Annotated in this window: 29 protein-coding genes and 1 tRNA gene; 10 read left to right on the top strand and 20 right to left on the bottom strand. The window is 64.8% G+C overall.

Annotated features, from left to right (window positions below; genetic code table 11):
* Positions 1-7: 7 nt before the first annotated feature.
* Complete coding sequence (aspS, locus tag LOZ74_RS05360; RefSeq protein WP_230293224.1) at positions 8-1,795, bottom strand: aspartate--tRNA ligase; 1,788 nt, start codon at positions 1,793-1,795, stop codon at positions 8-10.
* Between the two features lie 451 nt (positions 1,796-2,246).
* On the opposite strand from aspS, the gene LOZ74_RS05355 reads away from it, so the two are divergent.
* The 3 genes from LOZ74_RS05355 (at position 2,247) to LOZ74_RS05345 (ending at position 5,467) form a co-directional block, all read left to right on the top strand.
* Positions 2,247-3,230: a hypothetical protein gene (locus LOZ74_RS05355; protein ID WP_230293223.1), complete on the top strand. Its 984-nt coding sequence runs from the start codon at positions 2,247-2,249 to the stop codon at positions 3,228-3,230.
* Between the two features lie 112 nt (positions 3,231-3,342).
* A complete protein-coding gene (rnd, locus tag LOZ74_RS05350; protein ID WP_230293222.1) occupies positions 3,343-4,557 on the top strand; it encodes a ribonuclease D in 1,215 nt (404 codons plus the stop codon).
* A 10-nt stretch (positions 4,558-4,567) separates the two neighbouring features.
* Positions 4,568-5,467, top strand: coding sequence for a hydrogen peroxide-inducible genes activator (locus LOZ74_RS05345; protein ID WP_230293221.1), 900 nt, complete (start codon positions 4,568-4,570; stop codon positions 5,465-5,467).
* 103 nt (positions 5,468-5,570) lie between these two features.
* Here the strand turns inward: LOZ74_RS05345 and LOZ74_RS05340 are convergent, their stop codons facing one another.
* Positions 5,571-5,801, bottom strand: coding sequence for a hypothetical protein (locus tag LOZ74_RS05340; RefSeq protein WP_230293220.1), 231 nt, complete (start codon positions 5,799-5,801; stop codon positions 5,571-5,573).
* 20 nt (positions 5,802-5,821) lie between these two features.
* Here LOZ74_RS05340 and LOZ74_RS05335 point away from each other — a divergent pair, with 20 nt between their 5' ends.
* Positions 5,822-6,238: a hypothetical protein gene (locus tag LOZ74_RS05335; RefSeq protein ID WP_230293219.1), complete on the top strand. Its 417-nt coding sequence runs from the start codon at positions 5,822-5,824 to the stop codon at positions 6,236-6,238.
* Between the two features lie 13 nt (positions 6,239-6,251).
* The gene (locus LOZ74_RS05330) at positions 6,252-6,617 is read left to right on the top strand and encodes a hypothetical protein (RefSeq protein WP_230293218.1); all 366 of its coding nucleotides are present in this window, start codon (positions 6,252-6,254) and stop codon (positions 6,615-6,617) included.
* A 212-nt stretch (positions 6,618-6,829) separates the two neighbouring features.
* On the opposite strand, the gene rimM is transcribed toward LOZ74_RS05330, so the two are convergent.
* From rimM to ffh, 3 genes are read right to left on the bottom strand one after another with little or no spacing between them, the layout of a single operon-like run.
* Positions 6,830-7,369: a ribosome maturation factor RimM gene (gene rimM, locus LOZ74_RS05325; RefSeq protein WP_230293217.1), complete on the bottom strand. Its 540-nt coding sequence runs from the start codon at positions 7,367-7,369 to the stop codon at positions 6,830-6,832.
* A gap of 20 nt (positions 7,370-7,389) precedes the next feature.
* Positions 7,390-7,854: a 30S ribosomal protein S16 gene (gene rpsP, locus LOZ74_RS05320; protein WP_230293216.1), complete on the bottom strand. Its 465-nt coding sequence runs from the start codon at positions 7,852-7,854 to the stop codon at positions 7,390-7,392.
* A gap of 46 nt (positions 7,855-7,900) precedes the next feature.
* On the bottom strand, positions 7,901-9,382 hold the full coding sequence (ffh, locus tag LOZ74_RS05315) for a signal recognition particle protein (protein WP_230293215.1): 1,482 nt from the start codon (positions 9,380-9,382) through the stop codon (positions 7,901-7,903).
* A gap of 501 nt (positions 9,383-9,883) precedes the next feature.
* Between ffh and LOZ74_RS05310 the strand changes: the two genes are divergently transcribed.
* The 5 genes from LOZ74_RS05310 to LOZ74_RS05290 all read left to right on the top strand — a co-directional run bounded on the left by LOZ74_RS05310 (position 9,884) and on the right by LOZ74_RS05290 (position 15,253).
* On the top strand, positions 9,884-11,575 hold the full coding sequence (locus tag LOZ74_RS05310; protein ID WP_230293214.1) for a bifunctional diguanylate cyclase/phosphodiesterase: 1,692 nt from the start codon (positions 9,884-9,886) through the stop codon (positions 11,573-11,575).
* An 81-nt stretch (positions 11,576-11,656) separates the two neighbouring features.
* Complete coding sequence (dapF, locus tag LOZ74_RS05305; protein WP_230293213.1) at positions 11,657-12,481, top strand: diaminopimelate epimerase; 825 nt, start codon at positions 11,657-11,659, stop codon at positions 12,479-12,481.
* The gene (locus LOZ74_RS05300; RefSeq protein ID WP_230293212.1) at positions 12,478-13,680 is read left to right on the top strand and encodes a MiaB/RimO family radical SAM methylthiotransferase; all 1,203 of its coding nucleotides are present in this window, start codon (positions 12,478-12,480) and stop codon (positions 13,678-13,680) included. The genes dapF and LOZ74_RS05300 overlap by 4 nt, the downstream gene beginning before the upstream one ends.
* Positions 13,677-14,597, top strand: a complete 921-nt coding sequence (gene ftsY, locus LOZ74_RS05295) for a signal recognition particle-docking protein FtsY (protein ID WP_230293211.1) — start codon at positions 13,677-13,679, stop codon at positions 14,595-14,597. Before LOZ74_RS05300 ends, ftsY begins: the two co-directional genes overlap by 4 nt.
* The gene (locus LOZ74_RS05290) at positions 14,594-15,253 is read left to right on the top strand and encodes an inner membrane-spanning protein YciB (protein ID WP_370638878.1); all 660 of its coding nucleotides are present in this window, start codon (positions 14,594-14,596) and stop codon (positions 15,251-15,253) included. The genes ftsY and LOZ74_RS05290 overlap by 4 nt, the downstream gene beginning before the upstream one ends.
* A 121-nt stretch (positions 15,254-15,374) precedes the next feature.
* On the opposite strand, the gene LOZ74_RS05285 is transcribed toward LOZ74_RS05290, so the two are convergent.
* From LOZ74_RS05285 to LOZ74_RS05215, 15 genes are all read right to left on the bottom strand, one after another.
* Positions 15,375-15,524, bottom strand: coding sequence for a hypothetical protein (locus LOZ74_RS05285; RefSeq protein ID WP_230293210.1), 150 nt, complete (start codon positions 15,522-15,524; stop codon positions 15,375-15,377).
* A gap of 123 nt (positions 15,525-15,647) precedes the next feature.
* Positions 15,648-17,561, bottom strand: a complete 1,914-nt coding sequence (locus LOZ74_RS05280) for a potassium transporter Kup (RefSeq protein WP_370638902.1) — start codon at positions 17,559-17,561, stop codon at positions 15,648-15,650.
* 178 nt (positions 17,562-17,739) lie between these two features.
* The gene (locus LOZ74_RS05275; RefSeq protein WP_230293209.1) at positions 17,740-18,408 is read right to left on the bottom strand and encodes a tetratricopeptide repeat protein; all 669 of its coding nucleotides are present in this window, start codon (positions 18,406-18,408) and stop codon (positions 17,740-17,742) included.
* Positions 18,405-18,821, bottom strand: a complete 417-nt coding sequence (locus tag LOZ74_RS05270; RefSeq protein ID WP_370638901.1) for a cytochrome c-type biogenesis protein — start codon at positions 18,819-18,821, stop codon at positions 18,405-18,407. Before LOZ74_RS05270 ends, LOZ74_RS05275 begins: the two co-directional genes overlap by 4 nt.
* A gap of 50 nt (positions 18,822-18,871) precedes the next feature.
* A complete protein-coding gene (locus LOZ74_RS05265) occupies positions 18,872-19,447 on the bottom strand; it encodes a DsbE family thiol:disulfide interchange protein (RefSeq protein WP_230293208.1) in 576 nt (191 codons plus the stop codon).
* Positions 19,444-21,450 carry a heme lyase CcmF/NrfE family subunit gene (locus LOZ74_RS05260; protein ID WP_230293207.1) on the bottom strand — a complete coding sequence of 669 codons (2,007 nt, stop codon included), beginning with the start codon at positions 21,448-21,450 and terminating at the stop codon, positions 19,444-19,446. The genes LOZ74_RS05265 and LOZ74_RS05260 overlap by 4 nt, the downstream gene beginning before the upstream one ends.
* Positions 21,447-21,920 (bottom strand): cytochrome c maturation protein CcmE, encoded by a 474-nt coding sequence (ccmE, locus tag LOZ74_RS05255; protein WP_230293206.1) that lies wholly within the window; start codon positions 21,918-21,920, stop codon positions 21,447-21,449. Before ccmE ends, LOZ74_RS05260 begins: the two co-directional genes overlap by 4 nt.
* Positions 21,917-22,060, bottom strand: a complete 144-nt coding sequence (locus LOZ74_RS05250) for a hypothetical protein (RefSeq protein ID WP_230281510.1) — start codon at positions 22,058-22,060, stop codon at positions 21,917-21,919. The genes ccmE and LOZ74_RS05250 overlap by 4 nt, the downstream gene beginning before the upstream one ends.
* Positions 22,061-22,094: 34 nt before the next feature.
* The gene (gene ccmC / locus LOZ74_RS05245) at positions 22,095-22,880 is read right to left on the bottom strand and encodes a heme ABC transporter permease CcmC (RefSeq protein ID WP_230293205.1); all 786 of its coding nucleotides are present in this window, start codon (positions 22,878-22,880) and stop codon (positions 22,095-22,097) included.
* Between the two features lie 138 nt (positions 22,881-23,018).
* Positions 23,019-24,068 carry a Glu/Leu/Phe/Val dehydrogenase gene (locus LOZ74_RS05240; protein ID WP_230293204.1) on the bottom strand — a complete coding sequence of 350 codons (1,050 nt, stop codon included), beginning with the start codon at positions 24,066-24,068 and terminating at the stop codon, positions 23,019-23,021.
* 61 nt (positions 24,069-24,129) lie between these two features.
* Positions 24,130-24,206, bottom strand: a tRNA-His gene (locus LOZ74_RS05235).
* 224 nt (positions 24,207-24,430) lie between these two features.
* Positions 24,431-25,441: a type II secretion system minor pseudopilin GspK gene (gene gspK / locus LOZ74_RS05230; RefSeq protein WP_230293203.1), complete on the bottom strand. Its 1,011-nt coding sequence runs from the start codon at positions 25,439-25,441 to the stop codon at positions 24,431-24,433.
* Positions 25,438-26,049 carry a type II secretion system minor pseudopilin GspJ gene (gene gspJ / locus LOZ74_RS05225; RefSeq protein WP_230293202.1) on the bottom strand — a complete coding sequence of 204 codons (612 nt, stop codon included), beginning with the start codon at positions 26,047-26,049 and terminating at the stop codon, positions 25,438-25,440. The genes gspK and gspJ overlap by 4 nt, the downstream gene beginning before the upstream one ends.
* The gene (gene gspI / locus LOZ74_RS05220) at positions 26,046-26,411 is read right to left on the bottom strand and encodes a type II secretion system minor pseudopilin GspI (RefSeq protein ID WP_230293201.1); all 366 of its coding nucleotides are present in this window, start codon (positions 26,409-26,411) and stop codon (positions 26,046-26,048) included. Before gspI ends, gspJ begins: the two co-directional genes overlap by 4 nt.
* The gene (locus LOZ74_RS05215) at positions 26,408-26,926 is read right to left on the bottom strand and encodes a GspH/FimT family pseudopilin (RefSeq protein WP_230293200.1); all 519 of its coding nucleotides are present in this window, start codon (positions 26,924-26,926) and stop codon (positions 26,408-26,410) included. The genes gspI and LOZ74_RS05215 overlap by 4 nt, the downstream gene beginning before the upstream one ends.
* Between the last annotated feature and the right edge of the window lie 70 nt (positions 26,927-26,996).

Genomic DNA, 26,996 nt, shown 5'->3' with positions numbered 1-26,996 from the left:
TGGCCGATTACTCGCTGACGGGCTTGGGCGGTTCGACGGTGCGGATCGATAGCTCGCGCAATTGCTTGGCGCTCACCACGCTGGGCGCGCCCATCATCAGGTCCTGCGCACGCTGGTTCATCGGGAAGGCGATGACTTCGCGAATGTTCGGTTCGTCCGCCAGCAGCATGACGATGCGGTCGATGCCCGGCGCCGAACCGCCGTGCGGCGGCGCGCCATATTTGAACGCATTGATCATGCCCGAGAAATTGGCGTCCACATCCTCACGCGAATAGCCCGCGATCTCGAACGCCTTGTACATGATGTCGGGACGGTGGTTCCGGATCGCGCCCGAAGACAGCTCGTAACCGTTGCAGACGATGTCGTACTGCCAGGCCAGAATGTCGAGCGGGTCCTTGGTCTCCAGCGCTTCCAACTCGCCCTGCGGCATCGAGAACGGGTTGTGGCTGAAATCGACCTTCTTCGCGTCCTCGTCATATTCGAACATCGGGAAATCGACGATCCAGCAGAACTTGAAGCAGCCCTGTTCGATCAGGCCCAGTTCCTCTGCCGTGCGCGTGCGCGCGACACCGGCCAGCTTGGCCGCGTCCTTTTCCTTGCCCGCGGCGAAGAACAGACCGTCGTCCGGGCCAAGGCCCAGCTCGTTATACAGTTCTTCCATGCGCTCTGGCCCATGGTTCTTGGCGATCGGGCCACCAAACTCGCCGCCCTTGCGGATGACATAGCCAAGGCCTGCGAACCCTTCCTGACGGGCCCAGTTGTTCATGTCGTCAAAGAACTTGCGGCTCTTGTCCGCGGTGTCCGGCGCGGGGATAACGCGCACCTTGCCGCCCGAACCGACGATCTTTTCGAACAGGCCGAAACCCGACTGCGTGAAATGATGCGTCACATCCGAAATGATCAGCGGGTTGCGCAGATCGGGTTTGTCGCTGCCGTATTTCAGCAGCGCCTCGGCATAGGGGATGCGCGGGAAGCTGCCTGCGGGCGTCACCGTCTTGCCACCCGAAAACTCCTCGAACACGCCTGCCAGCACCGGTTCCAGCGTCTGGAACACGTCTTCCTGCGTGACATAGCTCATCTCGAAATCGAGCTGGTAGAATTCGGGGCTGCGATCGGCGCGCAAATCCTCGTCGCGGAAGCAGGGCGCGATCTGGAAATAGCGGTCGAACCCCGCCACCATCAGCAACTGCTTGAACATTTGCGGCGCTTGCGGAAGCGCATAGAAACGGCCCGGATGCATGCGCGCCGGCACCAGATAGTCGCGCGCGCCTTCGGGGCTGGATGCGCCGAGGATCGGAGTCTGGAATTCCGTAAAACCGGCGTCGATCATGCGGCGGCGGATGCTGGAAATGACTTGCGAACGCAGGACGATGTTCGAATGCACCTTGTCGCGGCGCAGGTCGAGGAAGCGGTTCTTCAACCGGATTTCCTCGGGGTATTCCTGCTCGCCCGCAACCGGCATCGGCAATTCCTCGGCCTTGCTCTGCACGGTGATGCCGCGGGCATAGACCTCGATCTCGCCGGTCGACAGATTGGGATTCACGGTCCCGGCCGAGCGGGCCTTGACCTCGCCGTCGATGGTGACGACCGATTCCACACGCAATCCGTCAAGCACGGCCAGCGCCGGGCTGTCTTCGTCCGCGACGATCTGGGTGATGCCGTAATGGTCGCGCAGATCCACGAACAGCACGCCTCCATGGTCGCGCTTGCGATGGATCCAGCCCGACAGGCGGATCGTCTCGCCGACATTGGCGGCCGTCAAAGCGCCGCAGGTGTGGGTGCGATAGGCATGCATGGAGATTGTTCGCTTCTCGTCTGTGATCTGATGAACGGGACGCTTCAGCGGACCCGCAATAGTGTGATGCGCCGCGCACTAGGAGAAACCGGCCCGCTTTTCCAGTGGGCATTGCCGTACATCTGACGATGCCGTTCGCAATTGGGTGGATCTCACGTGCGTTCGCATCTTTCCAGCCATGGTTACCCGATCTTAACCGCAGCCATGCCAAAACCGGCGCTCGGGCTGCCTGCCGCATGTCGGGCCGCACCGGCGCAAGGGGCGGTTCGAAGGCTTGGCGCGGATATTCAAGCGTTTCCTTCCGCCTCTTGATCGCCTGCCGCTGCGGCACCGCAGATGAAAACTGTCGGAAGCTTTGGCGCGTTAAGCATGCCGGCCAAGCCATTCTTAACCAAAGGCCGCTTATGACAGTCCCGATGCACCGCCATAAGTGCGCCAGGAGAATATGTTCATGTCCGTAACCGACATCTTCGCCAGCGAGATTTTCGAGTCAGAAGACGAGCTCGATCAGTTCCTGGGCAATGTCGAATCGCTGATGCGTCAGGGACAGCCCGATGTGGCCGCCACGCTGATTCTGGCGCAGCTGATGGAACTGAACGACGGACGGCACGATATCGGCAAGCTGGCACAGGCGACACCGGTCGGTTCGGTACGCCTGATCGGCTGGGAAACGCTGGACCAGACCTTCAAGAAGATCGACCGCCCCGACCAGCTTGTGACCGCCATGTCGATCGACATCAGCGCCCCGATGGTCTTGCCCGCCCCGAACGAGGAAACGGGCAATTTCCGCGAACCCGATCTGGAAACACTTTACTTCACCGACAGCGCCTTCGCCTTCAACCGAGCGGGGCGTGAGGAAATCAATCACGGCTATGGCCGCAAGGCGGGCGTGTGGCGCAGCGCGTTCGAGGAAGCGGGCGCCGAAGTTCAGGTCCGCGGGCTTGGCGGCATTTATGGCGAAGTTCTGGCCTATGAACGCCGCAGGGAAGATGGCCTGCTGACCGATCCCGCCGATTGCGACGCGCTCGTGCTGGGCCATGCGTTCGTCGCCGTGCGCCTGCATCAGGCGATCCGCGCCGTGATCGAGGGGCGCGGCCTGCCGCGCGCGATCACCGTTCTGGTCGGCAGCAACGAAAGCTATCCTTTTTTCGACGCCCCCGCCTATACCCGCGACGAATATTACGACCTGATCGAGGATGGTGAGGACGGCGAAGTCGAGGAATCGAAATTCGCCAGCCTGTCGCTTGCGCCCCGCCCTGCCGACTACGACCCGGGCAGCATATTCCAGGACGACAGCCAGGTCAGCGGCACCAGCCTGCGCCGCCGTATCCGCGATGCCGCCCCGGTCGAGGAACCGGCGAACGACACCGCACCGGCGGGCGGCAACAGCATCGTGACCAGCCTGTTCGGCCGTTTGCGCCGGCGTCCCGCCTGATCCCACCTTTCGCAATCCCGGCCCGCCGCCGGGAATGTGGCCAAAAAAAGGGGGATGCCGCCTGCTGCCGTGATTGCCAGCGGCCTTCAGGCGGCGTAACCCGCCCGAAGCCATGAAAATTCACGACCTGATCACCACGACCGAGGCGCTGGCCGACATCTGCGAGCGGATGGCCACAGCCGATTTTGTCGCCGTCGATACCGAATTCATGCGGGAATCGACCTATTGGCCGCTTCTCTGCCTTGTCCAGATATCCGACGGGAAAGAGGCTGCGGCCATCGATCCGCTGGCCGACGGCATCGACCTCAAACCCCTGCTCGACCTGCTGACCGAGAACGAGGAGGTTCTGAAGGTCTTTCACGCGGGCGGGCAGGATGTGGAAATCATCTACAACCTGACCGGCAAGACCCCGCATCCGATCTTCGACACGCAGATCGCGATGATGGCGATCAGCCAGTCCGAACAGATCGGCTATTCCAACCTTGTCGACAGCTGGCTGAACATCCAGATCGACAAGGGTGCGCGTTTTACCGACTGGTCGCGCCGCCCGCTGACCGAACGGCAGATCGAATATGCCATCGGCGACGTCACCTATCTGTCGCGCATCTTCCCCAAGATGCTGAAAAAGCTGATCAAAACGGGCCGCGGGGAATGGCTGAACCGCGAGATGGACCGGCTGGCCGACCCTGACAATTACGCCACCGATCCCGAAACGCTGTGGCACCGCATCCGCTCGCCCGGGCGCAATCCGCAGGTGCTTGGCCGGCTCAAGGCGCTGGCCGCATGGCGCGAGACCGAGGCGCAGGACAAGAACATCCCGCGCGGTCGCATCATCCGTGACGAGACGCTGGCCGACCTTGCCAGCCATCCGCCGAAGAAACAGGGCGATCTTGCCAAGGTGCGCGGCCTGTCGGGCGGGTGGAAGGACAATGACATCGGCAAGCGCCTGATGAAGGTGCTGGAAGAGGCCGAGCCGCTGCCCAAGGACGAGATGCCCGAACGCAAAAAGGGCGTGCCGCTGGGCAAGGAAGGCGCTCTTGTGGCCGACCTGCTGAAATTGCTGCTTAAAATCCGCAGCCGCGAGATCGACGTCGCCTCCCGCCTGATCGCGCGGGCCGACGATCTTGAGGCTTTGGCCGCGGGCGTTCGCAAGAATCTGGAACTGCTGGAAGGCTGGCGCTTTCAGGAGTTCGGTAAGGACGCGCTCAATCTGGTTGAGGGCAAGCTGGCCTTCGCGGTCGAAAACGGGCGGCTGGTGATGACCCATATCGACGAGGTGGAGCCCGACGCAGCCCCCGCCGATCCGGAAACGACAACGGGCGAATAAAGGCACGCGCTTGAAGAACACCTATCTGCCGACCCTCAAGCAGTTGCAATATCTGCTGGCGCTGCATGAAAAGCGCCATTTCGGGCGCGCGGCGGAAAGCTGCTATGTCTCGCAATCCACATTGTCGGCCGGTATCCGCGAGCTGGAATCGCTGCTGGGCGTAACCTTGGTCGAACGCACCCGCCGCGTGGTGCGCTTTACCCCGCTGGGCGAGCGGGTGGTGGACAAGGCCCATGTCCTGCTGCGCGAGGCGGAGGAACTGGCCGAGCTGGTACAATCGGCGGGCAAGCCTTTGTCGGGCGAATTGCGCATGAGCGTGATCCCCACCATCGCCCCCTTTCTGCTGCCGCGCATATTGCCCCGCCTGCGCAAGGAGCGCCCGAACCTGCGGCTGTTCCTGCGCGAGGAGCCGAGCGCGGATGCCATCGAATCGCTGCACCACGGGCGCGCCGATTGCGTGCTGCTGGCCCTGCCCTTCGCGACGGGAGAGGTGGATAGCGAGGTTCTGTTCGACGACCGCCTGTTCGTCGCCTTTCCCAAGGACGACCCGCGCGACCCGCCCGAAGTCGTTCCTCCGTCGATGATCGACGAGGCGCGGCTGCTCTTGCTGGAAGACGGGCACTGCCTGAAGGAACATGCGCTGGCCGCCTGCAACCGCCCCGAATTGCGCGCATCCGCCACCATGATCGGCACATCGCTGCATACTCTGGTGCAGATGGTGGACAACGGGCTTGGCCTGACCATGCTGCCCGAAATGGCGCTGGAAGCGGGCATTCTGGACGGCACAAACGTGGTGGCGCGCCCCCTCAAATCGAAGAACGCCTCGCGCCAGATCGCCCTTGTCTGGCGGCGCGGCTCGCCGCGTGCGGACGAGTTCCGCCTGCTCGCCAGGGAATTGCGCGAAGGCTAGACGCCGCGCCCGCGCCATGGGTGACAAAGGTGACACATGTCACCCGTCGTGTCCGCCCCCGCAACCCGCAGAAATGCTCGGCTGAAGCGCCATGGATGGCGGGTTACACCTGCCGGAAAATCTGACGTGTGAAAGAGCCGGTCGCCGCGTTTGGCGTGGCGGCGGTGTAGGCTGGCAGGGCGGTGTAGGACAGTGAAATTGTCGGGTTCGGGCGGGGTTTGAAAGCGGACATGGCAGCTTTGCGGGAATTTTGTCTGAAAGCGGACGGGCAGCAAACGACCGATTGCAGAGGATGAAGCGGAAAAGTAAAAGTGGCGCCATCGAAACGGGACATGGGAGGTGGGGAGTAGGATTATGATCCCGCAAGCGCTCACCGAAGCCTGCGAGCGAAACAAATTCGTCTGGCATCGGGAATCCCCACAAGATGTCGATTTCGCGTTCGATGATCTAATGATCGAGCAGCAGGGAGAGTTCTGGCAGTTCAGTCGAGTGTATTGCCTTCAATTCGTCTCTGAAACTTTGCCATTCGAAATGGCGGACTTCCTTGAAGACGATGGTCAGATTTCTGACCTTGTTGAATACGCGCATCGGGAGCTTCAAATACCGAACGATCTGATCCCGATTTCAACCTATGAAGCCGAGTCGCTTTATTGCGTCCGTCCTGGCACCAGCCAGGTCGTGCTACTGACACCAAGTAAAGGCGGCGAGGCATGGGACGAGCAAGAAATCAGCAGCAGCTTCTTCACGTTCATGCTCGAGCACCTTCGATGATCGGCCAGCCGATATGACGGATAAAACCGGCGAAATTCGTGCGATTATCGAAGAGGTGCTGGACGACAGCCGTCGGTGCGGAGAAGTTGCGACGGTCGTCGGAAAGCGTATGCGCGAAGCCGGGATACCTGTCGATCGGGTTTTCATTAGTACCCGTTTTCAAGATGGTATCTCCAGCGACATATTCCTTGGCGATTTAGCCGACATCGCAAGGTTTGAAGTGGATGCGCGGACACTCGGTTGCGCGATAATCCTTGAGGAAATGGTCAGGGAATTCGGGGAAAGGGGCCGGAAGCCCGTCACCATCGAGATAAAGAGCTTTGAAGAAATCGCGGAGAAATATGGCGGGAGCTATGATCGGTACCTCACGTCGAACTGATTGCAGTCAAACGCCTGCCAACCATCCCGTTCCGCTCATTCGCTCTCCGGAGAGGCATGCCTGAAAGCAGCCCGGGCCGCGCCAAATCGGCAGCCGTGCTCTCAAACAGCGCGCTGCGGACCCGCTCCGCTTGCCAGCCGCCGGCCTTAACGCCGCCTCTGTTGCGTTAAAGCTCCGCTCGCTGCGCGATGTTCGCCTTAACGCTCGGGCGGCTACTCGGCGAAATCCGCGCTGATCACGATCCGCGCCGCATCCCATTCGGGCACGGCCTCGGGCCGCATCGGCACCATGAAGCGTTTGGGTTTCTCGCCCTCGACCGCAGGGCGTTCGATTTCGATGACGTCGCCTGCGCCGAAATTGTCGACGGCGATCACCGTGCCCAGCGCCTCGCCCGTGTCGGACATTGCGGGCAGGCCCAGCAGGTCGGCGTGGTAATATTCGCCCTCTTCCAAGGGCGGTAGTTCTTCGCGGGCAACGGTCAGGACCATGCCGCGCAGCGCCTCGGCCCCGTTGCGATTGTCGATGCCGGCCAGTTTCAGGATCGCCCCGCCCTTGCCGTCATCGCGCAGTTTCTTCACGCTGACCTCGCGGCTTTCGCCGTTCCCGCTACCGGAAGGCGCCTCGCGCAAAAGCGTGAAGGCGCGGAACCGCGATAGCGATTCCACGCCTTCCCCGAACAGTTTCAACCGGATCTCGCCATTCACCCCATGCGCGCCGGTAATAGCAGCGAGCACGATACGATCGGCAGTCATCGATCCGGCCTTTACCGCAATTACTCTTCGGTCGCTGCTTCTTCAGCAGGCGCTTCTTCGGCCGGAGCTTCGGCAGCAGCTTCTTCAGCCGGTGCTTCTGCGGGCTTGTTGGCTTCTTCCTCGGCAGCCTTCTTGGCTTCCTCGGCTTCACGGGCCTTCTCGGCCTTTTCCTCGGCGCGTTCCTTGGCCTTTTCGCCCGGTTCGGCCTTCTTGGGGTTGTTGCGGGCCGCACGCTCAAGAATGCCGGCGGCATCGAGGAAGCGGGCAACGCGGTCGGTCGGCTGCGCGCCAACGCCCAGCCAGTAACGCACGCGGTCTTCGATCAGCTTGACGCGATCTTCCGAATCCTTGGGCAGCACGGGGTTATAGGTGCCGACCTGCTCCAGATACTTACCGTCGCGGGGTGCGCGGCTGTCGGCCACGACGACGCGGTAATAAGGACGCTTTTTCGCGCCACCGCGCGACAGACGGATTGCAATTGCCATTTCAAATACCTTTCAAACAAATCACAAATTGGAAAAATTCACGAAATCATTTCTTTTTCAGCAGGTTCTGCAGCTCGGGCGGGATATCGCCGCCGCCGGGAAGACCCGGCATGCCGCCCCCCATTCCGCCGCCGCCACCAAGACCCGGCATGGCGGCACCCAGACCGCCTTTTCCGAACAGCTGGCCAAGGCCCTTCAGCCCGCCCATCTTCTTGATCTGCTTCATGGCCTTGGCCATTTCCTGATGCATTTTCAAAAGCTTGTTCACGTCCTGCACCTGCGTGCCCGAACCCGCCGCGATGCGCTTCTTGCGCCTGGCGTTGAGGAGTTGCGGCTTCTCGCGCTCTTTGGGCGTCATCGACCCGATGATCGCGTCCATGTGGAGCAGCACCTTGTCGTCCATGCCCGACTGCGCCATCGCCGCCTTGGCCTTTTTCATGCCCGGCAGCATGCCCGCGATCGCGCCGATGCCGCCCATGTTCGACATCTGCTGCAATTGCATGCGCAGATCGTTCATGTCGAATTCGCCCTTGGCCATGCGCTTGGCAAGGCGTTCGGCGTCTTCTTCCTTGACGGCGGTCGCGGCCTTTTCGACCATCGACACGATATCGCCCATGCCAAGGATGCGATTGGCCACGCGCGAGGGGTGGAACACCTCGATCGCGTCCAGCTTTTCGCCCGTACCCGCGAATTTGATCGGCTTGCCGGTGACCGCGCGCATCGACAGCGCCGCGCCGCCGCGGGCATCGCCGTCCATGCGGGTCAGCACCACGCCGGTCAGCGGAACCTCTCCGGTAAAGGACTGGGCGACGTTCACCGCGTCCTGACCCGTCAGCGAGTCGACGACCAGCAGCACTTCGCGCGGGGTCGAGACGGCGGCGACCGCCTTCATCTCGGCCATCAGCGCTTCGTCGACATGCAGGCGGCCCGCGGTGTCGAGCATCAGCACGTCGAAGCTTTGCAATTTCGCCGCCGAGATCGCGCGGGTTGCGATCTCTACCGGCTGTTGCCCCGCGATGATCGGCAGCGTCGCCACGCCCGCCTGCTCGCCCAGAACGGCCAGCTGGTCCTGCGCCGCCGGACGATTGACGTCGAGCGAGGCCATCATGACCTTCTTGCCCTCGGTCTCTTTCAGGCGCCGGGCGATCTTGGCAGTGCTGGTGGTCTTGCCCGAACCCTGCAGGCCGACCATCATGATCACGACCGGCGGCTTGGCATCCAGATCCAGTTTCGCCGCTTCGGGGCTTCCGCCCTGTTCGGGATCGCCGCCCAGCATTTCGACCAGCGCGTCATTGACGATCTTGACGACCTGCTGCCCCGGCGTGACCGAGCGGAGCACTTCCTGCCCGATCGCGCGTTCGGTAACCGTATCGATAAAGCGGCGCACCACGGGAAGCGCGACATCGGCCTCCAGCAGCGCGATCCGCACTTCGCGCATGGCGGTGCGGACGTCGTCTTCCTTCAGCGCGCCGCGACCGCGCAGCGAATCGAAGACATTGCCGAGCCGGTCGGACAGTGCATCAAACATGGGTCACCTCCGGCGTGTCCGCCGCTTCTCCTGTTATGCCTGCCGCGAAAACCGCCGCAAACCGTTCAAAACCGGCGTAAAACGCCGAAAACGCCGGTGGGCGAAACCTCGCCGACCAGCGTGTATGTCAATGCGTGCGGCGCCATGGGAACCGCCCTTGTGCATGATCCCGTTCGCGGCAGGCCGATGGCCTTTCCCGTCCGGTTCGGTGCGCCCCATACATCGGCCCTGCCCCGCTGGCAAGCGCCAGTACGCCCTGCTGGCAAGCAAATGTACGCCCCGCTGGCAAGCACCTGTACGCCCCGCTGGCAAGCGCCAGTACGCCCCGCTGGCAAGCGTAAGCGCGCCCCGCTGGCACCGGCAAGCATCCCCTCGCGTCATTCCGCCCCTTGCGGAAGGGGCAACAAAAAGCGCCGCTTAACCTCTTTTTTAGGGTCTGCCCCCTATCCCCACCGTTCAGGCGCCGGAATCGCGCCAAGGGCCGTGGAGCAGATATTTGCGATGAGTGATCGCGCCAAACACCCCAAGGGAAAGGGCGGCAACCGTCCGACCGACCGGTATCGCCGGGCGGAGCGCGATCTTGTGCTTTTGGGCGTGATCATCGCGGCGACCATCATGCTGGTGGGCCATGCGGGCGCGGTCATGCCGCAGGTCGTCGGCTTTCTGAATGGCGACGGCGACGGACCCGCGCAATGGGCGGCCAGCGCCCTGCTGCTGAATATCGCGCTGATCATCTTTGGCTGGCGCCGGTACAAGGAACTGATCGGCGAAGTCGAAAAGAGCCGCATCGCCGAGGAAGAGGCCCGCGAACTGGCGCTGACCGATCCGCTGACGGGGTCGCTCAACCGCCGTTCAATCCTGCCCCTGACCGAGGAAATGGTGCTCGAGGCCGAAAAGCTCGACAAGGCGGTCGCCTTCGTCATGATCGACCTCGACAATTTCAAGCAGATCAACGACCTCAACGGCCACCGCGCGGGCGATTGCATGCTGATCGAGATCGCGCAGCGCATCCGTGCGCAAATGCCGCCCGGTGCGCGGCTGGCGCGGCTGGGCGGTGACGAATTCGCCTGCGTGGTCCCCTATAACCGCTCCTCGCCCGACCTGATCGACCAGCTGGCAACCAGCATCATCGATATCGCCCAGCGGCCCATCGCCATCAATGGCGGCGAGCTGGCCGTCGGCCTGTCGCTGGGCCTTGCGACCAGCGTGGAGCTGGAACAGCCCGGCCCCAATGCGGCGGGCGAACTGCTGCATATGGCGGATATCGCCATGTATCACGCCAAGAAGATGGGCCGGAACCGGTACGACTGGTTCACCCCCGAAATGGAGCGCGAGCTGAAGCTGCGCAGCGAGCTGGAAAGCGGCATCCGTCGCGGCATCGCGCGCGGCGAATTCGTGCCCTTTTACGAACAGCAGGTCGATGTGGAAACCGGCGAGCTGACCGGTTTCGAAATGCTGGCCCGCTGGCAATCGCCCACGCTGGGCCTTGTCACCCCCGATTTCTTTATCCCCGTGGCCGAGGAAATCGGCTGTATCGCCGAATTGTCCGAAGCCGTGATCGCACAGGCGCTGAAGGATGCGGCGGACTGGGATCCGGCGCTGACCCTGTCGGTCAATATCTCGCCCGTGCAATTGCGCGATCCGTGGTTTGCGCAGAAACTTCTGAAACTGCTGGCCGCGGCGAAATTCCCGCCCGAACGGCTGGAAATCGAAGTGACCGAAAGCTGCCTGCACGAAAATATCGGTCTCGTCCGGTCGCTGGTTACCAGCCTGAAGAACCAGGGCGTATCGGTCAGCCTTGACGATTTCGGCACCGGCTATGCGTCGATCGCCCAGCTTCGCGCCCTGCCCTTCGACCGGATCAAGATCGACCGCAGCTTTATCGCAGAGCTTGGCCGCAGCGGCGACAATGCCGCGCTGGTCAGCGCGATCACCTCGATCGGGGCGGGCATGCGCCTGCCCGTCACGGCCGAGGGGATCGAGAGCGAGCATGTGCGCGACCGTTTGCGCGGCCTGGGCCAGTTCAAGGGTCAGGGCTATTTCTATGGCCGTCCCGAGCCTGCCGAAAAGGTCCATGCGCGGCTGAAAAGCGAAGCGCGACTGGCCGAGGACGTGCGCACTCCGTCGCGCCTTGGCCCCGATGCGGCCAGGACACCCGAAGACGGCGAACCGCCCCGCGCCGCCAAAGGCTGATCGCCGCACAGGGCGATTGGTCCGAAAGACGCAGCGCGGGACTGGACGTAACGCCCCCCGCTGCATAGATGCGGGCCTGTTATGCGCATCCCCTTCACCAAGATGCACGGGCTCGGCAATGATTTCGTCGTGCTCGATGCCCGTGCCGAGCCGCTGCCGCCGATCAATGGCGAAATCGCGGCCGCGCTGGCCGACCGTCATACCGGCATCGGCTGCGACCAGCTTGTGCTGATCGAACCGTCGGACATGGCCGATATCCGCATGCGCATCTTCAATTCCGATGGCGGAGAGGTAGAGGCCTGCGGCAATGCGACCCGCGCGGTCGGCCTGCTGGTGGGCGGTGAACTGACCGTCGAGACTTTGGGCGGGCTGCTGGCGGTGCGCCCCGATGCAGCGGGCATTGCGGTCGACATGGGCGTTCCGCGTTTCGAATGGGATGCGATCCCGCTGGCCTATGCGATGGACACGCTGGCGATGCCGGTCGGCTGGGACATGCTGGACACCCCCGTCGCGGTGAATGTCGGCAATCCGCATGCGGTGTTCTTCGTCGACGATCTGGCCGCGATCCCGCTGGGCGAGATCGGGCCGGTAATCGAACATGATCCGGTGTTCCCGCAGGCCGTCAACGTCAATGTCGCACAGGTCCTGTCGCGCGGCGCGATCCGCCTGCGCGTATGGGAACGCGGCGCGGGGCTGACGCGGGCGTGCGGCACGGGCGCCTGCGCCACGGCGGTCGCGGCGATGCGGCGCGGTCTGGTCGACCGCGAGGTGACCGTGTCATTGCCCGGCGGCGATCTGGTGATCGGCTGGGGACAGGACAGTGCAGAGGCGAAGGGCCGCATCACCATGACCGGCCCCGCGACCATATCCTATACCGGCGCTTTCGATTGGGGGGCTTACGCTTGAGCGCCTCTGAAATCGTAACCCTGGGCTGCCGCCTGAACATGGCGGAGAGCGAGCGCATTGCCGCGATCCTGAACGGCAGCGCCGACAAGACCGTGGTGGTGAACAGCTGCGCCGTCACGCAAGAGGCGGTGCGCCAGACCCGCCGCGCGATCCGCCGCCTGCGCCGCAGCCATCCCGACGCGCGCCTGCTGGTCACCGGATGCGCCGCCGATATCGAAGGCGAGCAGATCGCCGCCATGCCCGAAGTCGACGGTCTGGTCGCCAATGCGGCCAAGCTGGAACCGCGCGCATGGTCGGCAGGCGATGCACCGCGGCTGGCACCGCAGCCGGCCGCCCGCGCCCGCACGCGCGCGTTCGTTCCCGTGCAGAACGGCTGCGACCACAGCTGCACCTTTTGCGTGATCCCGCAGGGTCGCGGGGCCAGCCGGTCGCTGCCGGTCGACGACATCGTGCGGATCGTGGCCGACCATCTGGATCAGGGCGCGCCCGAGATCGTGCTGACCGGCGTCGATGTCACAAGCTGGGGACACGACCTGCCCGACGCGCCCGCGCTGGGGGTTTTGGTACGCGCGCTGCTCGATGCCTGTCCCGGTCTTGCCCGTCTGCGCCTGTCCTCTATCGACGGGGCGGAAATCGATCCGCTGCTGGAAGACATGGCCGCGCACGAGCCGCGTTTCATGCCGCATCTTCACCTGTCGCTGCAATCGGGCGACGATATGATCCTGAAACGCATGAAGCGCCGCCACAGCCGCGCCGACGCGATCCGCCTTGTCGAACGGCTGAAAAACCGCCGCCCCGAACTGGCCGTAGGCGCCGATCTGATCGCGGGATTTCCCACCGAAACGGACGATATGCACGCCAATAATCTCTCCATCATCAGCGCCTGCGATATCGTGCATGGCCATGTCTTTCCCTTCAGCCCGCGCCCCGGCACGCCCGCCGCGCGCATGCCGCAAGTCGATCCGGTGCGCGTAAAGGCCCGCGCTGCCGAAATGCGCGGCGCGGTCGCCGTGCAGCGGCGCCAATGGCTGGACGGGCTGGTCGGCAGCACACAGACCGTGCTGGCCGAACGCGACGGCACCGGCCATGCCGAGAATTTCGCTCCCGTCCGCCTGCCCGCCGGCATGGCACAGGGCGAAACCGCCCGCCTGCGCATCACCGAGCGCGACGAAGGCCTGCTGGTCGGAGAAGCGGCATGAGCGAGAGCTGGCAGACCCGCGTCTTCGGCGGTTTCCGCAAGACGTCCGAACGGCTGAGCGAGAACCTTGCCGGTATCGGCGGGCAGACGCGGCTGACCGATGCGCAGCTGGACGAGCTGGAAGATGCGCTGATCCTGTCGGACCTTGGCCCGCGCGCGGCCATGCGCATCCGCGAGAAGCTGGCCGAACGCCGTTTTGACCGCGGTGCCGACCAGCGCGCCATTCAGGAAGCGGTGGCCGGGGAAATTGCCGAAATCCTGCGCCCCGTGGCGAAACCGCTTGACGTTACCGCATTTCCCCGCCCGCATGTCGTGCTGGTCATCGGGGTCAATGGCAGCGGCAAGACGACCACGATCGCCAAGCTGGCCCATCTGTTTCAGGAAGAGGATTATTCGGTGATGCTGGCCGCGGGCGACACGTTCCGCGCCGCTGCCATCGGGCAGTTGAAAGTATGGGCCGACCGCATCGGCGTGCCCGTGGTAACTGGCCCCGAGGGCGGCGATCCGGCCAGCGTGGTGTTCGACGGGGTCAAGGCCGCGACCGACAAGGGCAGCGACGCGCTGATCGTGGACACGGCGGGCCGCCTGCAGAACAAGCGCGAATTGATGGACGAGCTTGCCAAGATCCGGAAGGTTCTGGGCCGCCTCAACCCCGAAGCGCCGCATGATGTGGTGCTGGTGCTGGATGCGACCAACGGGCAGAATGCGCTGTCGCAGATCGATGTGTTCAAGGAAGTGGCGGGCGTGACCGGCCTTGTGATGACCAAGCTGGACGGCACGGCGCGCGGCGGCGTGCTGGTTGCGGCGGCAGAGCAATATGGCCTGCCCATCCACGCCATCGGCGTAGGCGAAGGGATCGACGATCTGCGCCCCTTCGATCCCGATCTGGTCGCCCGCGTAATCGCCGGAGTGGCATGATGACCCAGCAAACCGAAGCCGCGCCCGCCAAGAAAAAATCCGGCTGGCTGAACCTTGCCATCGATTACGGGCCGCTGCTGATCTTCTTCCTCGTCTATCGCTATTTCAGCCCCGAGGAAAAGGGCAATGCCGTGGGCGAGGTGCTGGCCGTGGTGAAAGGCACCGGCGCGTTCATCGCGGCGGCGCTGGTGGCGCTGGGCGTGTCGAAATGGAAGCTGGGGCACATCACCCCGATGCTGATGCTGTCGACCGCGCTGATCGTGTTTTTCGGCGGGCTGACGATCTTTTTTCAGGACCCCGTGTTCGTGCAGGTCAAGCCGACGATCATCTATGCGATCTTCGCGGTCGCGCTGCTGGTCGGCTGGCGCATGGGCAGGCCGCTGCTGAAATATCTGCTGGGCGCCGCGTTCGAGGGATTGTCGGATCGCGGCTGGCTGATGCTGTCGCGCAATTGGGGATTCTATTTCGTCGGGCTGGCGGTGCTGAACGAAGTAATGCGCGCGGCGCTGCCGTTCGAACAATGGCTGACCGCCAAATTCTGGCTGTTCATGCCGCTGTCGTTCCTGTTCACCTTTATGCAGCTGCCGATGATGATGCGCGAAGGTCTGGGCAAGGAAGACGAGGTCGAGGAAGAAACGACCCACCCGCCCGTTTAAGAGCACCCCGTCTGCCAGCCCCCGTCTGCCAGCGCCCGTCTGAATGCTGAAGGCAGCGGGCAGGCCATCTGCGGCCCGCCCTGCACTGCCCGTCCTGTGTTTACGGCGGTGAACCGCCCGTTCAGGCAGCGGCCTGTTGCGATGCCAGCTGGGTTTGCAGCACGGCGATCCGCTTGCGCTCGTCCGTCCAGCTGCGGTTGGGCTGGGCACTGACCTTGTCGATCAGCTGGCGCAGTTCGTTTTCACGGTCTTTGCGGGTTGTTTCCTGCATATCGACTCTCCTCTCGTTCCATGCGCTTCTTCAAAGCGGAAGCATCATAGCATGAAATGCGGCACGAAGGGGGCGGTTCCGCCGCAAAAACGCGTCGGACCGGCCCCGAACGGGCGGGCGCAATCAGATTTCCAGCTGGCTGCCCAGTTCGACCACGCGATTGGTGGGCAAGCGGAAGAATTCCATCGCATTGGCCGCATTGCGCAGCATCCAGGCGAACACCTTCTCGCGCCAGATCATCATGCCCGGATTCTCCGACGGCAGCAGGGTCTGCCGTGACAGGAAAAAGCTGGTCTGCATCATGTCGAACATGCCGCCGCAATGGTCGATATCGGCCAAAGCCTTGGGCACGTCCGTCTCTTCCATGAAACCGTAATGCAGGATCAGGCGATAGAATCCGCGCCCCAGATCGTGAATCTCGTGCCGCTTGGCCGGATCGACATAGGGATAGTCCGCGATCTTTACCGTCAGCACGACTACGCGTTCGTGCAGCACCTTGTTGTGCTTGATATTATGCAGCAGCGCCGATGGCACGCCCGCCGTGCTGGACGCCATGAAGATCGCCGTGCCCGCCACGCGCGTGGCCGAATTGGTCGCGGACTTGGCGAAAATCTCGATCGGCAGCGCAACCTCGGCCATGCGTTCGTGCATCAGCTTGCGCCCCTTGGCCCATGTGGTCAGCAGGGTGAACGCCACCGCGCCGATCAGCAGCGGGAACCAGCCGCCATCGGGCACCTTGGTCGCATTGGCCGCGAAATAGGCGCCGTCCACGATGAAGAACAGCACCACCACCGGCACCGCCATCCACCATTTCCACCGCCACACGGCCAGGAACAGCGCCGCCAGCAGGCAGGTATCGATCAGCATCGCGCCCGTGACCGCGATGCCGTAGGCGCTGGCCAGATTGGACGAGTTCCGGAAGGTCAGCACCAGCAGGATCACCGCCACCATCAGCGCCCAGTTGATCGCGGGGATATAGATCTGCCCCGCCTCGGTCTCGCTGGTGTGCAGGATCGACAGGCGCGGGATAAAGCCCAGCTGCATCGCCTGATGCGTGATCGAGAACGCGCCCGAAATCACCGCCTGGCTGGCGATAAAGGTCGCCAGCATGGCCAGGATCACCAGCGGAAAGCGCATCACTTCGGGCGCCATCATGAAGAAGGGATTGCGGATCGCCTCTGCCGCGTCGGGCCCCGACAGGCTGGTCACCATCGCCGCCTGCCCGAAATAGTTGAGCAGCAGCGCGGGCATCACGAATGCGAACCAGCTGATCCGCAGCGGGCCGCGGCCGAAATGGCCCATATCGGCATACAGCGCCTCTGCCCCCGTGACCGCCAGAACGACCGAGCCGAGCGCCAGAAACGCCAGCGTCTTGTCGACCATGAAGAACTGCACCGCATACCACGGGTTCAGCGCCACCAGCACGCCCGGGTTCTGCACGATATGGGTCACGCCCAGCACTGCCAGCACGCAGAAATAGGTGATCATGATCGGCGCGAACAGCGCCCCCACCTTGGCCGTCCCGCGCTTCTGAAGCAGGAACAAGCCGACCAGCATGACCAGCGCGATGGGGATGACCCATTGTTCGAAACGCGCTTCCACCACGGTCAGGCCTTCCACGGCGGAAAGCACCGAAATCGCAGGGGTTATCATCGAATCGCCATAGAACAGCGATGTCGCCATCACCCCCAGCAACACCGTCAGCCAGCCAAACCGCGACTTGCCCATATGGCGCGAGATCAGCGCGACCAGCGCAAGGCTGCCGCCCTGCCCCTTGTTGTCGGCGCGCATCAGGATCGTCACGTACTGGATCGAAACCACCAGCGTCATCGACCAGAAGATCAGGCTGACCACGCCAAGGATATGCAGCTTGTCCAAGGCCAGCGGATGCGGCCCGACGAATGTTTCGCGGAAAGCGTAAAGCGGGCTGGTGCCGATATCGCCGAACACGATGCCGACCGCGCCCGCCGCCAGCTTCAGCTTGGCGCTGGTGCGTTCCTTGCCGGTAAGCGCATGTCCGCCCCCGTGCGATGCCAACTCGCTGCTCAAGCCAGAAAAAACTCCGGTCTGTGGTCGTTGCCCGCCCCGATTCCGTCGGGTCCGGCAAACAGGGCTGCGCGATTAGCAGCGCCCATGATGCACCGCAAGCGAGCACTGGGGGCATACTTCCAATGCCCCTGCTGCGATTGCGAACACCGCCATGGCGCTGCGCGGATCATCGCGCAGGCGCGGCCATCTGGCCCTGCTGCGCTTCGATCAGCGCGTCGAGTTGCTGCACCTGCGCCTCCAGCACGGCGCGCCACGGTTCGCTGTCCGCCGTATCGCCATCGGCCAGCGGACGGTCGAGCAGCGATTGCCAGCGGTCGCGCGCTTCGGCGTATCGGCCCGTCTGCGCCAGTGCCAGCCCGGCGAAGAACGGCGGGCCGGGATGGCGCGGCGCCAATGCCGCCGCCTTGTCATAGGAATAGAGCGCGGCCGGAGTCGCGATGCCCTGTGCATGGCCGACCAGCGCATTGCCCAGCGCCAGCCACGCATCGGGATCGTCGGGATGTTCGCGGATCGCCCCGCGCAAGATCGCTGCCGCGGCGGAAAACTGCCCGTTGCGCGCCATGGCATCGGCCGTCACCAGATAGCGGCGGCCCGGCGCGAATTCGGCCTGCATGCCCTGCCGCACCTCGACAAGGGCGGCTTCCATGCTCTCGCGGCTTTCGCGCGGCGGCTTGGGCGCGCCCTCAAGCGACGGGCTGCCTTGCGCGGCATAGCCCGCAAGGCCGAGCAGCAGGGCCGACCCCGTCAGCTCCCACGCCGGACGCGGCAGTTTCAGCACGAAGACCAGCGCGGCGAACACCGCGACCGCCAGCGGGACGACAAAAAACCAGCTCATGCCCCGCCTCCCGATTCCGGACCGTGCCTGTTGCGGCGGAACCGTCCGCGCAGCAGGAACAGGGCCAGCAACAACAGCACCACGGGCGCGGCGAACAGCGGCCATGTCAGCCCCGTGACCACCGGCTTGTAGCTGATGTAATCGCCATAGCGTTCGATCAGCCATTGGCGGATCGCCTCGGGATCCTCGCCCGCCGCGATGCGCTGGCGCACTTCGCTGCGCATGTCGCCCGCCATGGGCGCGTCGCTGTCGGCGATCGACTGGCTCTGACACGTCAGGCAGCGGATCGTTTCCATCAATTCCTGCGCCCGCGCTTCCTGCGCCGGATCGTCGAGCTGGCGGTAGGCATAGGGCGCAGGCGGCAGCGAATCCTGCGCCAGACCCGGCGGCGTGAACAGCACCAGCAGCAGGATCGCGGCGATCGCGCCCGCGGCCAGCCACGCCCTGGGAGCGAAAATATTCCTCACAGCGGCGCCTCTGCCGCGCGCAATTGCGCCATGATCTGCGGCACGTCACGCTCCATGATCGGGCCGATGTGCTGGTAACGGATGATACCCTGCGCATCGATCACAAAGGTTTCGGGCACGCCCGACGAACCGATGGCGAGTTGCAGCGCGCTGACATCGTCGCGCGCGACGGCGCGATAGGGATTGCCGTGACGGGCCAGAAAGGCGGCGATATCCTCCTGCTTGTCGCGGATCGCCACGCCGTCGATGGCCACGCCCTGCTGCGCCAGCGCGTCCAGCACGGGCGCCTCGACGATACAGGGCACGCACCAGCTGGCCCATACGTTCAATAGACGCGGACCGTCGCTGCCCGCGCCCGTCAGCACCACGGTCGGCAGATCGTCGGTTCCCGCGGGCAGGTCCAGCGCGGGCAAGGGCCGGCCGATCATGCGGCTTTCCACCTCGGTCGAACCGGGATTGGCAAGCCCCCATGCCACCAGCGCCCCCAGCAACACGAAAATCGCCAGCGGCAGCCAGATCAGCCATGCGATGCCGGGCTTGTCCGCCGCGCCTTGCGTTGCCGTATTGCTCATGCTCCGGTCCCTGCCGTGGTGCCTGACGGAGGGCGGGATCGTACCAGCGGATTGACTTCCCGCCGCTCGGCAATGCGGCGCATGCTCGCCTGACGACGCCAGCCGCTGGCGATCCTGCCGACCAGCGCCAGCGCCCCGCCGAACGCAATCAGCAAGCCGCCCAGCCAGATCAGCGGGACGAAGGGCTTCCACCACAGGCGAAGCTGCCAGCGCCCGTCCTCGCCCTGCTCGCCCACAACGGCGTAAAGCTGCCCGTTCCAGCGGGTCGCCAGCGCGCTTTCGCTGGTGGTCTGCACCGGCGAGGTGAAGGTGCGCGATTGCGGATGCAGCGCAATCGGCGCAGCCCCGCGATAGCGCGCCTGCATATCGGCCTGCAAAGCGGTCCAGTTCGGGCCCGCGACCGGATCGATGGCGGCCAGTTCGATGTCCCACGGGCCAACTTCGACGCTGTCGCCCACCTGCGCTGCGACCAGTTTCTCGACCGAAAAGGCGCTTTCGCTGGCCATGCCCGCCACCGCGACCGCAAGGCCGAGGTGCGAGACGACCATGCCCCACACCGGCAGCGGCGTGCGGCGCAGATTGCGGCCCGCCAGCGGCAATACGCTGGCAATCGCCAGCCCCGCCGCCAGCGCAAGGCCCAGCAGCGGCAATATGCCGATATCCGGAGACAGCACCAGCGCCGCGATCAGCGTGGCGAGTGTCGCCGCCGCAGGCAGCATCAGGGGTTTCGACACGCGCCCCACGCGGTCGCCGCGCCAGCGTAGCAGCGGACCGACCGCCATCACTGCCATCATCGGCAACGCAAAGATCGCGCCCACCGGATTGAAATAGGGCGGACCGATGGACACGCGCGTATCGAACGCCTCTGTCACCAGCGGATAGAGCGTGCCCAGCAGCACGATCGCAAGGATCGCCGTCAGCATCACATTATTGAACACCAGACCGGCCTCGCGGCTGATCAGGGTGAATTGCTTGCCTTCCTGAATCGATGTGGCGCGCAGGCCGAACAGGGTCAGCGCCCCGCCGATGTAAATGCCCAGCAGCACAAGGATGAACGTGCCGCGTTCGGGATCGACGGCAAAGGCATGCACGCTGGTCAGAATGCCCGAACGGACAAGGAACGTGCCCACCATGCTCATCGAAAAGGCGACCACGCCCAGCATGATCGTCCATGTCCGCAGTGCATCGCGCGATGCCAGCACGCCCGCCGAATGCAGCAATGCGGTCGCCGCCAGCCATGGCATCAACGAGGCATTCTCGACCGGGTCCCAGAACCACCAGCCGCCCCAGCCCAGCTCGTAATAGGCCCAGTAGGAACCGGCGGTGATGCCCACCGTCAGGAAGATCCACGCGCCCAGCACCCATGGCCGCATCGCGCGGGCAAAGGCGGGGCCGACTTCGCGCGTGACCAGCGCACCCACGGCAAAGCTGAACGCGACCGACAGGCCGACATAGCCGAAATAAAGCGTCGGCGGATGGAAGGCGAGGCCGATATCCTGAAGCAGCGGGTTCAGCCCTGCCCCGTCCATCGGCGGCGTCGGCAATCGCTCGAACGGGTTGGAGCTGAACAGCAGGAAGGCATAAAAGCCCAGCGAAACAAAGGCCTGTGCCGCCAGTGTCGCCACGATGGTCCTTTCGGGCAGCCGCCGTTCGACCAGCGCGACCAACGCGCCTGCCAGCCCCATCACCGTCGCCCACAACAGCATGGACCCTTCGTGATTGCCCCACGTGCCCGCCAGCTTGAAGATAAGGGGCTTGTCCGAATGCGAATTCGACGCGACCAGCAGCACCGACAGATCGGTGCGGATGAACAGGATCATCAGGGCGCAGAACGACAGCGCGGCCAGCACGCCCTGCATCACGGCGGCGGGGCGGACGGCGGCAGCGGGCTGTTCGCGCATCTGGCCATCGCCGCCCGCCAGGGCCCATACGCCCGATGCGAATTGCAGCATCGCCAGCGCACCCGCCAGCCACAGCAGCGCAAGACCGGTTTCCGCGATCATTCGGTTTCGGCCACCACTTGCCTTGCCTGCGCCTCGCTCATGTCCTGTAATTCGCGGGGCATGTAATTCTCGTCATGTTTGGCCAGCAGGTTGGTGGCGATAAAGGTGCCGTCCGCATCCATGCTGCCTTCGGCGACCACGCCCGATCCCTCGACAAACAGATCGGGGGCGATGCCGGTAAAGCGCACCGGAACCGTCGCCGTGCCGTCGCCGACGATGAAATCGATCGTCACCCCGTCGGGCTGGCGCCGGATCGATCCGTTCTGCACCATGCCGCCCAGCCGGATCGCACGCCCCGTTTCGGGCGGATCGCCGGCAATGTCGGAGGGAACATAGAAATAGCTGGCCTGATTGCGCAAAGCCCATGCCGCCAGCAGCCCCGCCCCGATCAGCACGACCAGCGCGATCACCAGCAGCACCAGACGCTGATGCTTGGGCTTCATACCCTGCGGATTGACGCCAGCGCTCATTTCCGTCCCCTGATGTCGTCGCGGCGCTTTTCGGCGCGGCGCATCGACAGCCAGCTCCACCCCGCCATTGCCACAGTGCCCGCGATGCCGATGGCATAGCAGGCGATCACAAAGGGCCAATGGTCAAGGTTTTCAGTCAATTTGGGGGGTCACTTCGAATCCGTCGCGCGTGCCTTACAGACTATCGGGCGCGGCGGAAAGAACCTCTGCCTGCCCCTCTGCCTTTTGGGCCTTGCGCCGCAACCGCGCCTCGGCCTGAATGTCGGCCAGCAATGCCCGCATGCGCGCCAGCACCACGCCGCCGAACAGCAGCGAAAAGCCCACGGTCGCGATCAGCAGCGGCCACAGAAAGGCCGGATCGATCGCGCTTTTGCCCATGGTGATGCTGGGCGGCTGGTGCAGCGAATTCCACCATACCACCGAACGGTTGATGATCGGCACATTGACCGCGCCCACCAGCCCGAAGATCGCGGTGACGCGGCTGCCTGCCCCCGAAAGCCCGCCACCCGCCGACATGTCGCGCTGTGCCGCGCCAGCCAGCGCGATATAGGCGAAATAGAGCAAAAGCAGCACCAGCATGGATGTCAGCCGCCCGTCCCACACCCACCATGTGCCCCATGTCGGGCGGCCCCAGATCGAACCGGTGACAAGGCAGATCGCGGTGAATACCGCGCCCGGCACGGCCGCCGCGCGCGCCGCGATCGCGGCCAGCGGGTGCCGCCAGACCAGTTCGACCAGCGAGGCAATGGCGATGGTGGTCCAGCCGCCCATCCCCAACCACGCGGCAGGCACGTGAATGTAAAGGATGCGCACCGTATCGCCCATCAGCCGGTCGGCAGGCGCAAGGAACAGGCCATAGGCCAGCGCCGCGCCGGTGACGACCAGCCCCGACAGCAGCAACAGCGGCGTCAGCCAGCGGGCGATGCGCAAAAAGCGGGCGGGATTGGCGAAACCGTGCATGGATGTCTTTATGCAAACCTGTGACCGAAAGGCCGGTCAAGGCTCATGCCGGTTTGCAGGGCACTAGACAAGGCCGCAGCCGCGAAATCGGCGGGCCGCGGCGATCCCGCGGCCCGATTTTGCCGGTATTATGCGCGATCAGCGCCCGATGGCGCGGCGTGCCATGGCGTCGGCGACCAGATTGACCGGCCGGCCGGTGCTGGCCGCTTCGTCCCAGATCGCCTGCAGACGGCCCGGAATACCGGCGATCTTGGCATCGATCGTGTCGGTGCTGACCGCCACCCCGTCGCGGCGCGCCAGATATTCATAGGTCACCGCAATGATCCCGCCGCCGTTCAGCACGTAATCGGGCGTATAGAGAATATCGCGCGCGGCCAGTTCGCTGCCGTGATCCGCCGTGGCGAGCTGGTTATTGGCCCCGCCCGCAACGATCGCGCAATCGAGCGCGGCAATGCTGGCGCTGTCGAGGATGCCGCCCAGCGCATTGGGGCTGAACACATCGCAGGGCACGGTCATGATGCTGTCCGCAGATACAGCCTTGCCGCCCAGTTCGGCGGCCAGCGCCTCTGCCCGTGCGGCGTTCACATCGGCCAGCGTCAGCCTTGCGCCGTCCTTTGCCAGCAGGCGGGCCAGACCGCCGCCGACGCTGCCCACGCCTTGCAGCGCGACATGCACGCCGTCCAGCGAACGGCCAAGCCTGTGCTGCACCGCGGCCTTCAGGCCCAGATAGATGCCATAGGAGGTATAGGGACCCGGATCGCCGCCCGCGCCGCTATCGTCGGCGGGAAGGCCGGTGACATAGGATGTGCGTTTCGAAACCGCGACCATATCGGCCTCTGAAATGCCGACGTCTTCCGCCGTTACGTAACGCCCGCCCAGCGCCTCGACCGCATCGCCGAACGCGGCGAGCATGTCGGGGGTCTTGGTTCCGTCCTTGGGTGCAAGGATCACGGCCTTGCCGCCGCCCATGGGCAGATCGGCCATGGCGTTCTTGTAGCTCATCCCTTGCGACAGGCGCAGCGCATCGGTCAGCGCGTCGTCGGGATTGGCATAATGCCAGAACCGCGTGCCGCCCGCCGACGGGCCGAGATGGGTGGAGTGAATGGCGATAATCGCGGCCAGCCCGCTCGCTCGATCATGGACGAGGGTGAGCTTCTCATGCTCGTCGAATGCGGGATTGCTCCACATCGCTGGGCCGCCTTTTTGCCGTGTCATGGGGAGCAGGACAGGCTCACCCACAAAGTGAAAATGGGGCGACCGATGGGGTTCGAACCCACGACCTCCGGTACCACAAACCGGCGCTCTAACCAACTGAGCTACGATCGCCATAATGCGCGTGTTCCGCCGGATTTTCGGGCCGGCAGGGGCGCCCTGTTTTCACTGTCGGCATCATGCGTCAAGCACTAGCAAACGGCGGAGGCGGCCTGTTGCACAAAGCGTCGCCCATGAAAAGCAAAATCGGCGTTTTCGTGACAGAAGGCGCAATATTATAATTCGGCGCAATTTGCGAAACACGCGCGGCGATGAAAAACCGCGCGACTCACATGCGCTTACCGGTCCGCGCCCCATGATCGCGCCGCCACGCGGCCTGCCCCGTCCTCCACATCGATCAGTGCGGTTTCCTCCAGCACCACCGAATCCACCCGCACCACGATGCGGGCGGCAAACAGCTCGCTGCGCACGGCCAGTTGCGACAGGGCGGACGGTCCGAATACCGAATCGTCCCCGCGCGCCATCTGCCCGACTGCGCCCGCCACCGAACTCCACCCCGCAGGCGGGCGCGATGCGATAAAGGCGCGCGCGCGGTCGATGCTGAGCGTGCCCGCCGTCATCGCCGCGATCAGCCGCGCCTGATCGGGACGCAAGGTATTGATATTGACCATCGCATCGTCGCCCGACGGCAAGGCGCAGACCCATGGCAGCAAGCGGCGATAGACCGGCTCGGTCATGCCGCGCACGGCCCGCAATTCGGAAATATCGGCCATAGCCCTGCCCGGCGTGCGATAGGGGACGGGCAGCGAGAGGTAGTAATCGTCCTCCGCCCCGTTGGGCTGGGGCGATGCATCGGCGTCCACCCAGTCGCCCACGGCGTCGGCGATGACCGCCGCATCGTTGGCGGGGATCGCCAGCCCCTCCATCAGCCGCAGGAATTGCCCCTGCGCGCGGCGGTTGAAACGCTTGCCCTCGCCCGTCTCGCCCGCGCCGATGGAATTCACATTGAAGCAGTTCTGCGCATCGGTGACCGTCACCGCGACGCTGCCGCGCGCCAGCGGCATCGCCTGTTCGCGGCCCAGCAGGCCGATGCGGTCCACTGTCTTGTCGCTATCCGCACCGACAAGCCGGGTCAGGCGGGCGGCGGCGATCTGTTCGGCGCTGGCGGCATAAAGCTGCGCCTGCGCCATCGACTGGCTGTTCGACGCCAGCCGCGTCGCCAGGTTCAGCCGGTCGAGCATCAATGTCGCAATGATCGTCATCAGCGCCACCAGCACCAGTACCGACAACAAGGCCGCGCCCCTGCCCCGCTCGGCAAACCAGCCCTTCGCGGTCATCCGGCGGCTCATCGCGCATCCTCCGGCGCGGGGCCCGATCCGACAAGGGTGACGACGCGCAGATTGGTGCCATCGCTTTGCGGCAATGTCAGTTCGACCGCCACGGGCAATTCGGCGGGGTCTTGCGGACGCCATGTGCCCACCCAGTTGCCGCCCCGCAGCCGGAACCGCAGGTCAGGCGATGCGCGCAGTTCGGCCATCACGCCGGGTTCGGGCCGCGCCGCGCCGTCGACAAAGGGCATGCCGATCCGCACCAGCCGGTTCCCGTCCATCCGCCAGATCACGCGCTGCAACGAAGCGCGGTTCCGGCCCGAAGGATTGTCCCAGCCGCTGCGCGTGATCGCCAGCAGATCGCCATTCTCGCCCGCCAGCAGCGCCGGTTCGGGCGCGCCGCCGCTGTCGCGCGCGGGTCGGGGCGCGGCCTGCTGCATATCGGCGCTCCATACCGCGATCAGGCGGCGCTGCGCCGCGATGTCGCCGGTCTTTTCGCGGCTGGCCATTTCGGTATCGACCGAAAAGCGCAACAGGCCCAGCGCGCCCGCCGCGATGATCGAAAAGATGATCAGCGCGACCAGCATCTCCACCAGTGTGAAACCGTTCCGGGGGTGGCGCGACATCATTGCGGCACGGCCCTGACCAGTTCGAAACTGATGCCGCCCGACGGCTGGCCCGCTTCGCGCACCGACATGACGATGCGGATCGTGCCGGGAAACGCCGCGGGCGCGTCGACGCGGCGTGTCCACGCAAAGCGGCGCCCCGCATTCTCCACCATGCCGCTTTCGTCGCCCAGCGCGGGCGGGACCGGATCGCTCATCCATTCGGCGGCCAGATTGCGCGCCGTCACTTCCATCGCCAGCCGCCGGTCCAGATCCGCCGTGCGCGAAATCGATGCGCCTTCCATCCGCAGCAGCGCCAGCGCCGCCAGCGCAAAGATCGCCAGCGCCACCAGCATTTCGATCAGGGTGAAGCCGTTGCGCCTCATCGCCCCGTTTCCGTGCGAATATCGCCGTTGCGCGCGATCGAGACGGTGGCGTCATGCCCCTCGCGGCTGAGGTGGATGCGCGCTTCCTCGCTCGCAAGGCCGAGGCTGTCGAACACGATGCGGCGGTTGCCGCCCGCGACCATGCCGTCGGCGGTTGCTTCCGCGCCCGACTGGCTGACCGCCGTGCCCGACGGCCAGTCGCCCCCTTGCAGGCTTTGCGCGTCGGGCGGCTGCCAGCCGCCATCGCCGCGCGTTTCGAAGTAATAGCCTGCAGGCCCGACCACGACCGACACGGGCCGCGAGGTCACGATCGCCTCGTCCCGGGCAGCGCCGGTGCGGGCGGCGAAACGTTCGGCACCGCGGCGCAGGTCGCTGCCGCTGTCGGGCAGGGCCAGCACCGCTGCCGAGGCAAGCAGCGCCAGCACGAACAGGGCGACCAGCAATTCGATCAGGCTGAATCCGTTGGCCCGCGCCAATTGCGCAGCGGGGAGGCGAAGATTCGGATGCCTGTCCATCGCGGCAGAGCCTATGCGCCCAGCCGGTGGCGGTAGCAAGGCCGTTGCCGTGTTTCCCCTATGCAGCGGA

Origin of the sequence: Croceicoccus sp. Ery5 (genome assembly GCF_020985325.1) — a bacterium.
Classification (GTDB): domain Bacteria; phylum Pseudomonadota; class Alphaproteobacteria; order Sphingomonadales; family Sphingomonadaceae; genus Croceicoccus.
This window is presented reverse-complemented; position numbering and strand designations above follow the sequence as displayed.

Coding starts and splice junctions, on each gene's coding strand:
- aspS (WP_230293224.1), bottom strand. CDS start 1,795: ATGCATGCCTATCGCACCCACACCTGCGGCGCTTTGACGGCCGCCAAT.
- LOZ74_RS05355 (WP_230293223.1), top strand. CDS start 2,247: ATGTCCGTAACCGACATCTTCGCCAGCGAGATTTTCGAGTCAGAAGAC.
- rnd (WP_230293222.1), top strand. CDS start 3,343: ATGAAAATTCACGACCTGATCACCACGACCGAGGCGCTGGCCGACATC.
- LOZ74_RS05340 (WP_230293220.1), bottom strand. CDS start 5,801: ATGTCCCGTTTCGATGGCGCCACTTTTACTTTTCCGCTTCATCCTCTG.
- LOZ74_RS05335 (WP_230293219.1), top strand. CDS start 5,822: ATGATCCCGCAAGCGCTCACCGAAGCCTGCGAGCGAAACAAATTCGTC.
- LOZ74_RS05330 (WP_230293218.1), top strand. CDS start 6,252: ATGACGGATAAAACCGGCGAAATTCGTGCGATTATCGAAGAGGTGCTG.
- rimM (WP_230293217.1), bottom strand. CDS start 7,369: ATGACTGCCGATCGTATCGTGCTCGCTGCTATTACCGGCGCGCATGGG.
- rpsP (WP_230293216.1), bottom strand. CDS start 7,854: ATGGCAATTGCAATCCGTCTGTCGCGCGGTGGCGCGAAAAAGCGTCCT.
- ffh (WP_230293215.1), bottom strand. CDS start 9,382: ATGTTTGATGCACTGTCCGACCGGCTCGGCAATGTCTTCGATTCGCTG.
- LOZ74_RS05310 (WP_230293214.1), top strand. CDS start 9,884: ATGAGTGATCGCGCCAAACACCCCAAGGGAAAGGGCGGCAACCGTCCG.
- dapF (WP_230293213.1), top strand. CDS start 11,657: ATGCGCATCCCCTTCACCAAGATGCACGGGCTCGGCAATGATTTCGTC.
- ftsY (WP_230293211.1), top strand. CDS start 13,677: ATGAGCGAGAGCTGGCAGACCCGCGTCTTCGGCGGTTTCCGCAAGACG.
- LOZ74_RS05290 (WP_370638878.1), top strand. CDS start 14,594: ATGATGACCCAGCAAACCGAAGCCGCGCCCGCCAAGAAAAAATCCGGC.
- LOZ74_RS05285 (WP_230293210.1), bottom strand. CDS start 15,524: ATGCAGGAAACAACCCGCAAAGACCGTGAAAACGAACTGCGCCAGCTG.
- LOZ74_RS05275 (WP_230293209.1), bottom strand. CDS start 18,408: ATGAGCTGGTTTTTTGTCGTCCCGCTGGCGGTCGCGGTGTTCGCCGCG.
- LOZ74_RS05265 (WP_230293208.1), bottom strand. CDS start 19,447: ATGAGCAATACGGCAACGCAAGGCGCGGCGGACAAGCCCGGCATCGCA.
- LOZ74_RS05260 (WP_230293207.1), bottom strand. CDS start 21,450: ATGATCGCGGAAACCGGTCTTGCGCTGCTGTGGCTGGCGGGTGCGCTG.
- ccmE (WP_230293206.1), bottom strand. CDS start 21,920: ATGAGCGCTGGCGTCAATCCGCAGGGTATGAAGCCCAAGCATCAGCGT.
- ccmC (WP_230293205.1), bottom strand. CDS start 22,880: ATGCACGGTTTCGCCAATCCCGCCCGCTTTTTGCGCATCGCCCGCTGG.
- LOZ74_RS05240 (WP_230293204.1), bottom strand. CDS start 24,068: ATGTGGAGCAATCCCGCATTCGACGAGCATGAGAAGCTCACCCTCGTC.
- gspK (WP_230293203.1), bottom strand. CDS start 25,441: ATGAGCCGCCGGATGACCGCGAAGGGCTGGTTTGCCGAGCGGGGCAGG.
- gspJ (WP_230293202.1), bottom strand. CDS start 26,049: ATGATGTCGCGCCACCCCCGGAACGGTTTCACACTGGTGGAGATGCTG.
- gspI (WP_230293201.1), bottom strand. CDS start 26,411: ATGAGGCGCAACGGCTTCACCCTGATCGAAATGCTGGTGGCGCTGGCG.
- LOZ74_RS05215 (WP_230293200.1), bottom strand. CDS start 26,926: ATGGACAGGCATCCGAATCTTCGCCTCCCCGCTGCGCAATTGGCGCGG.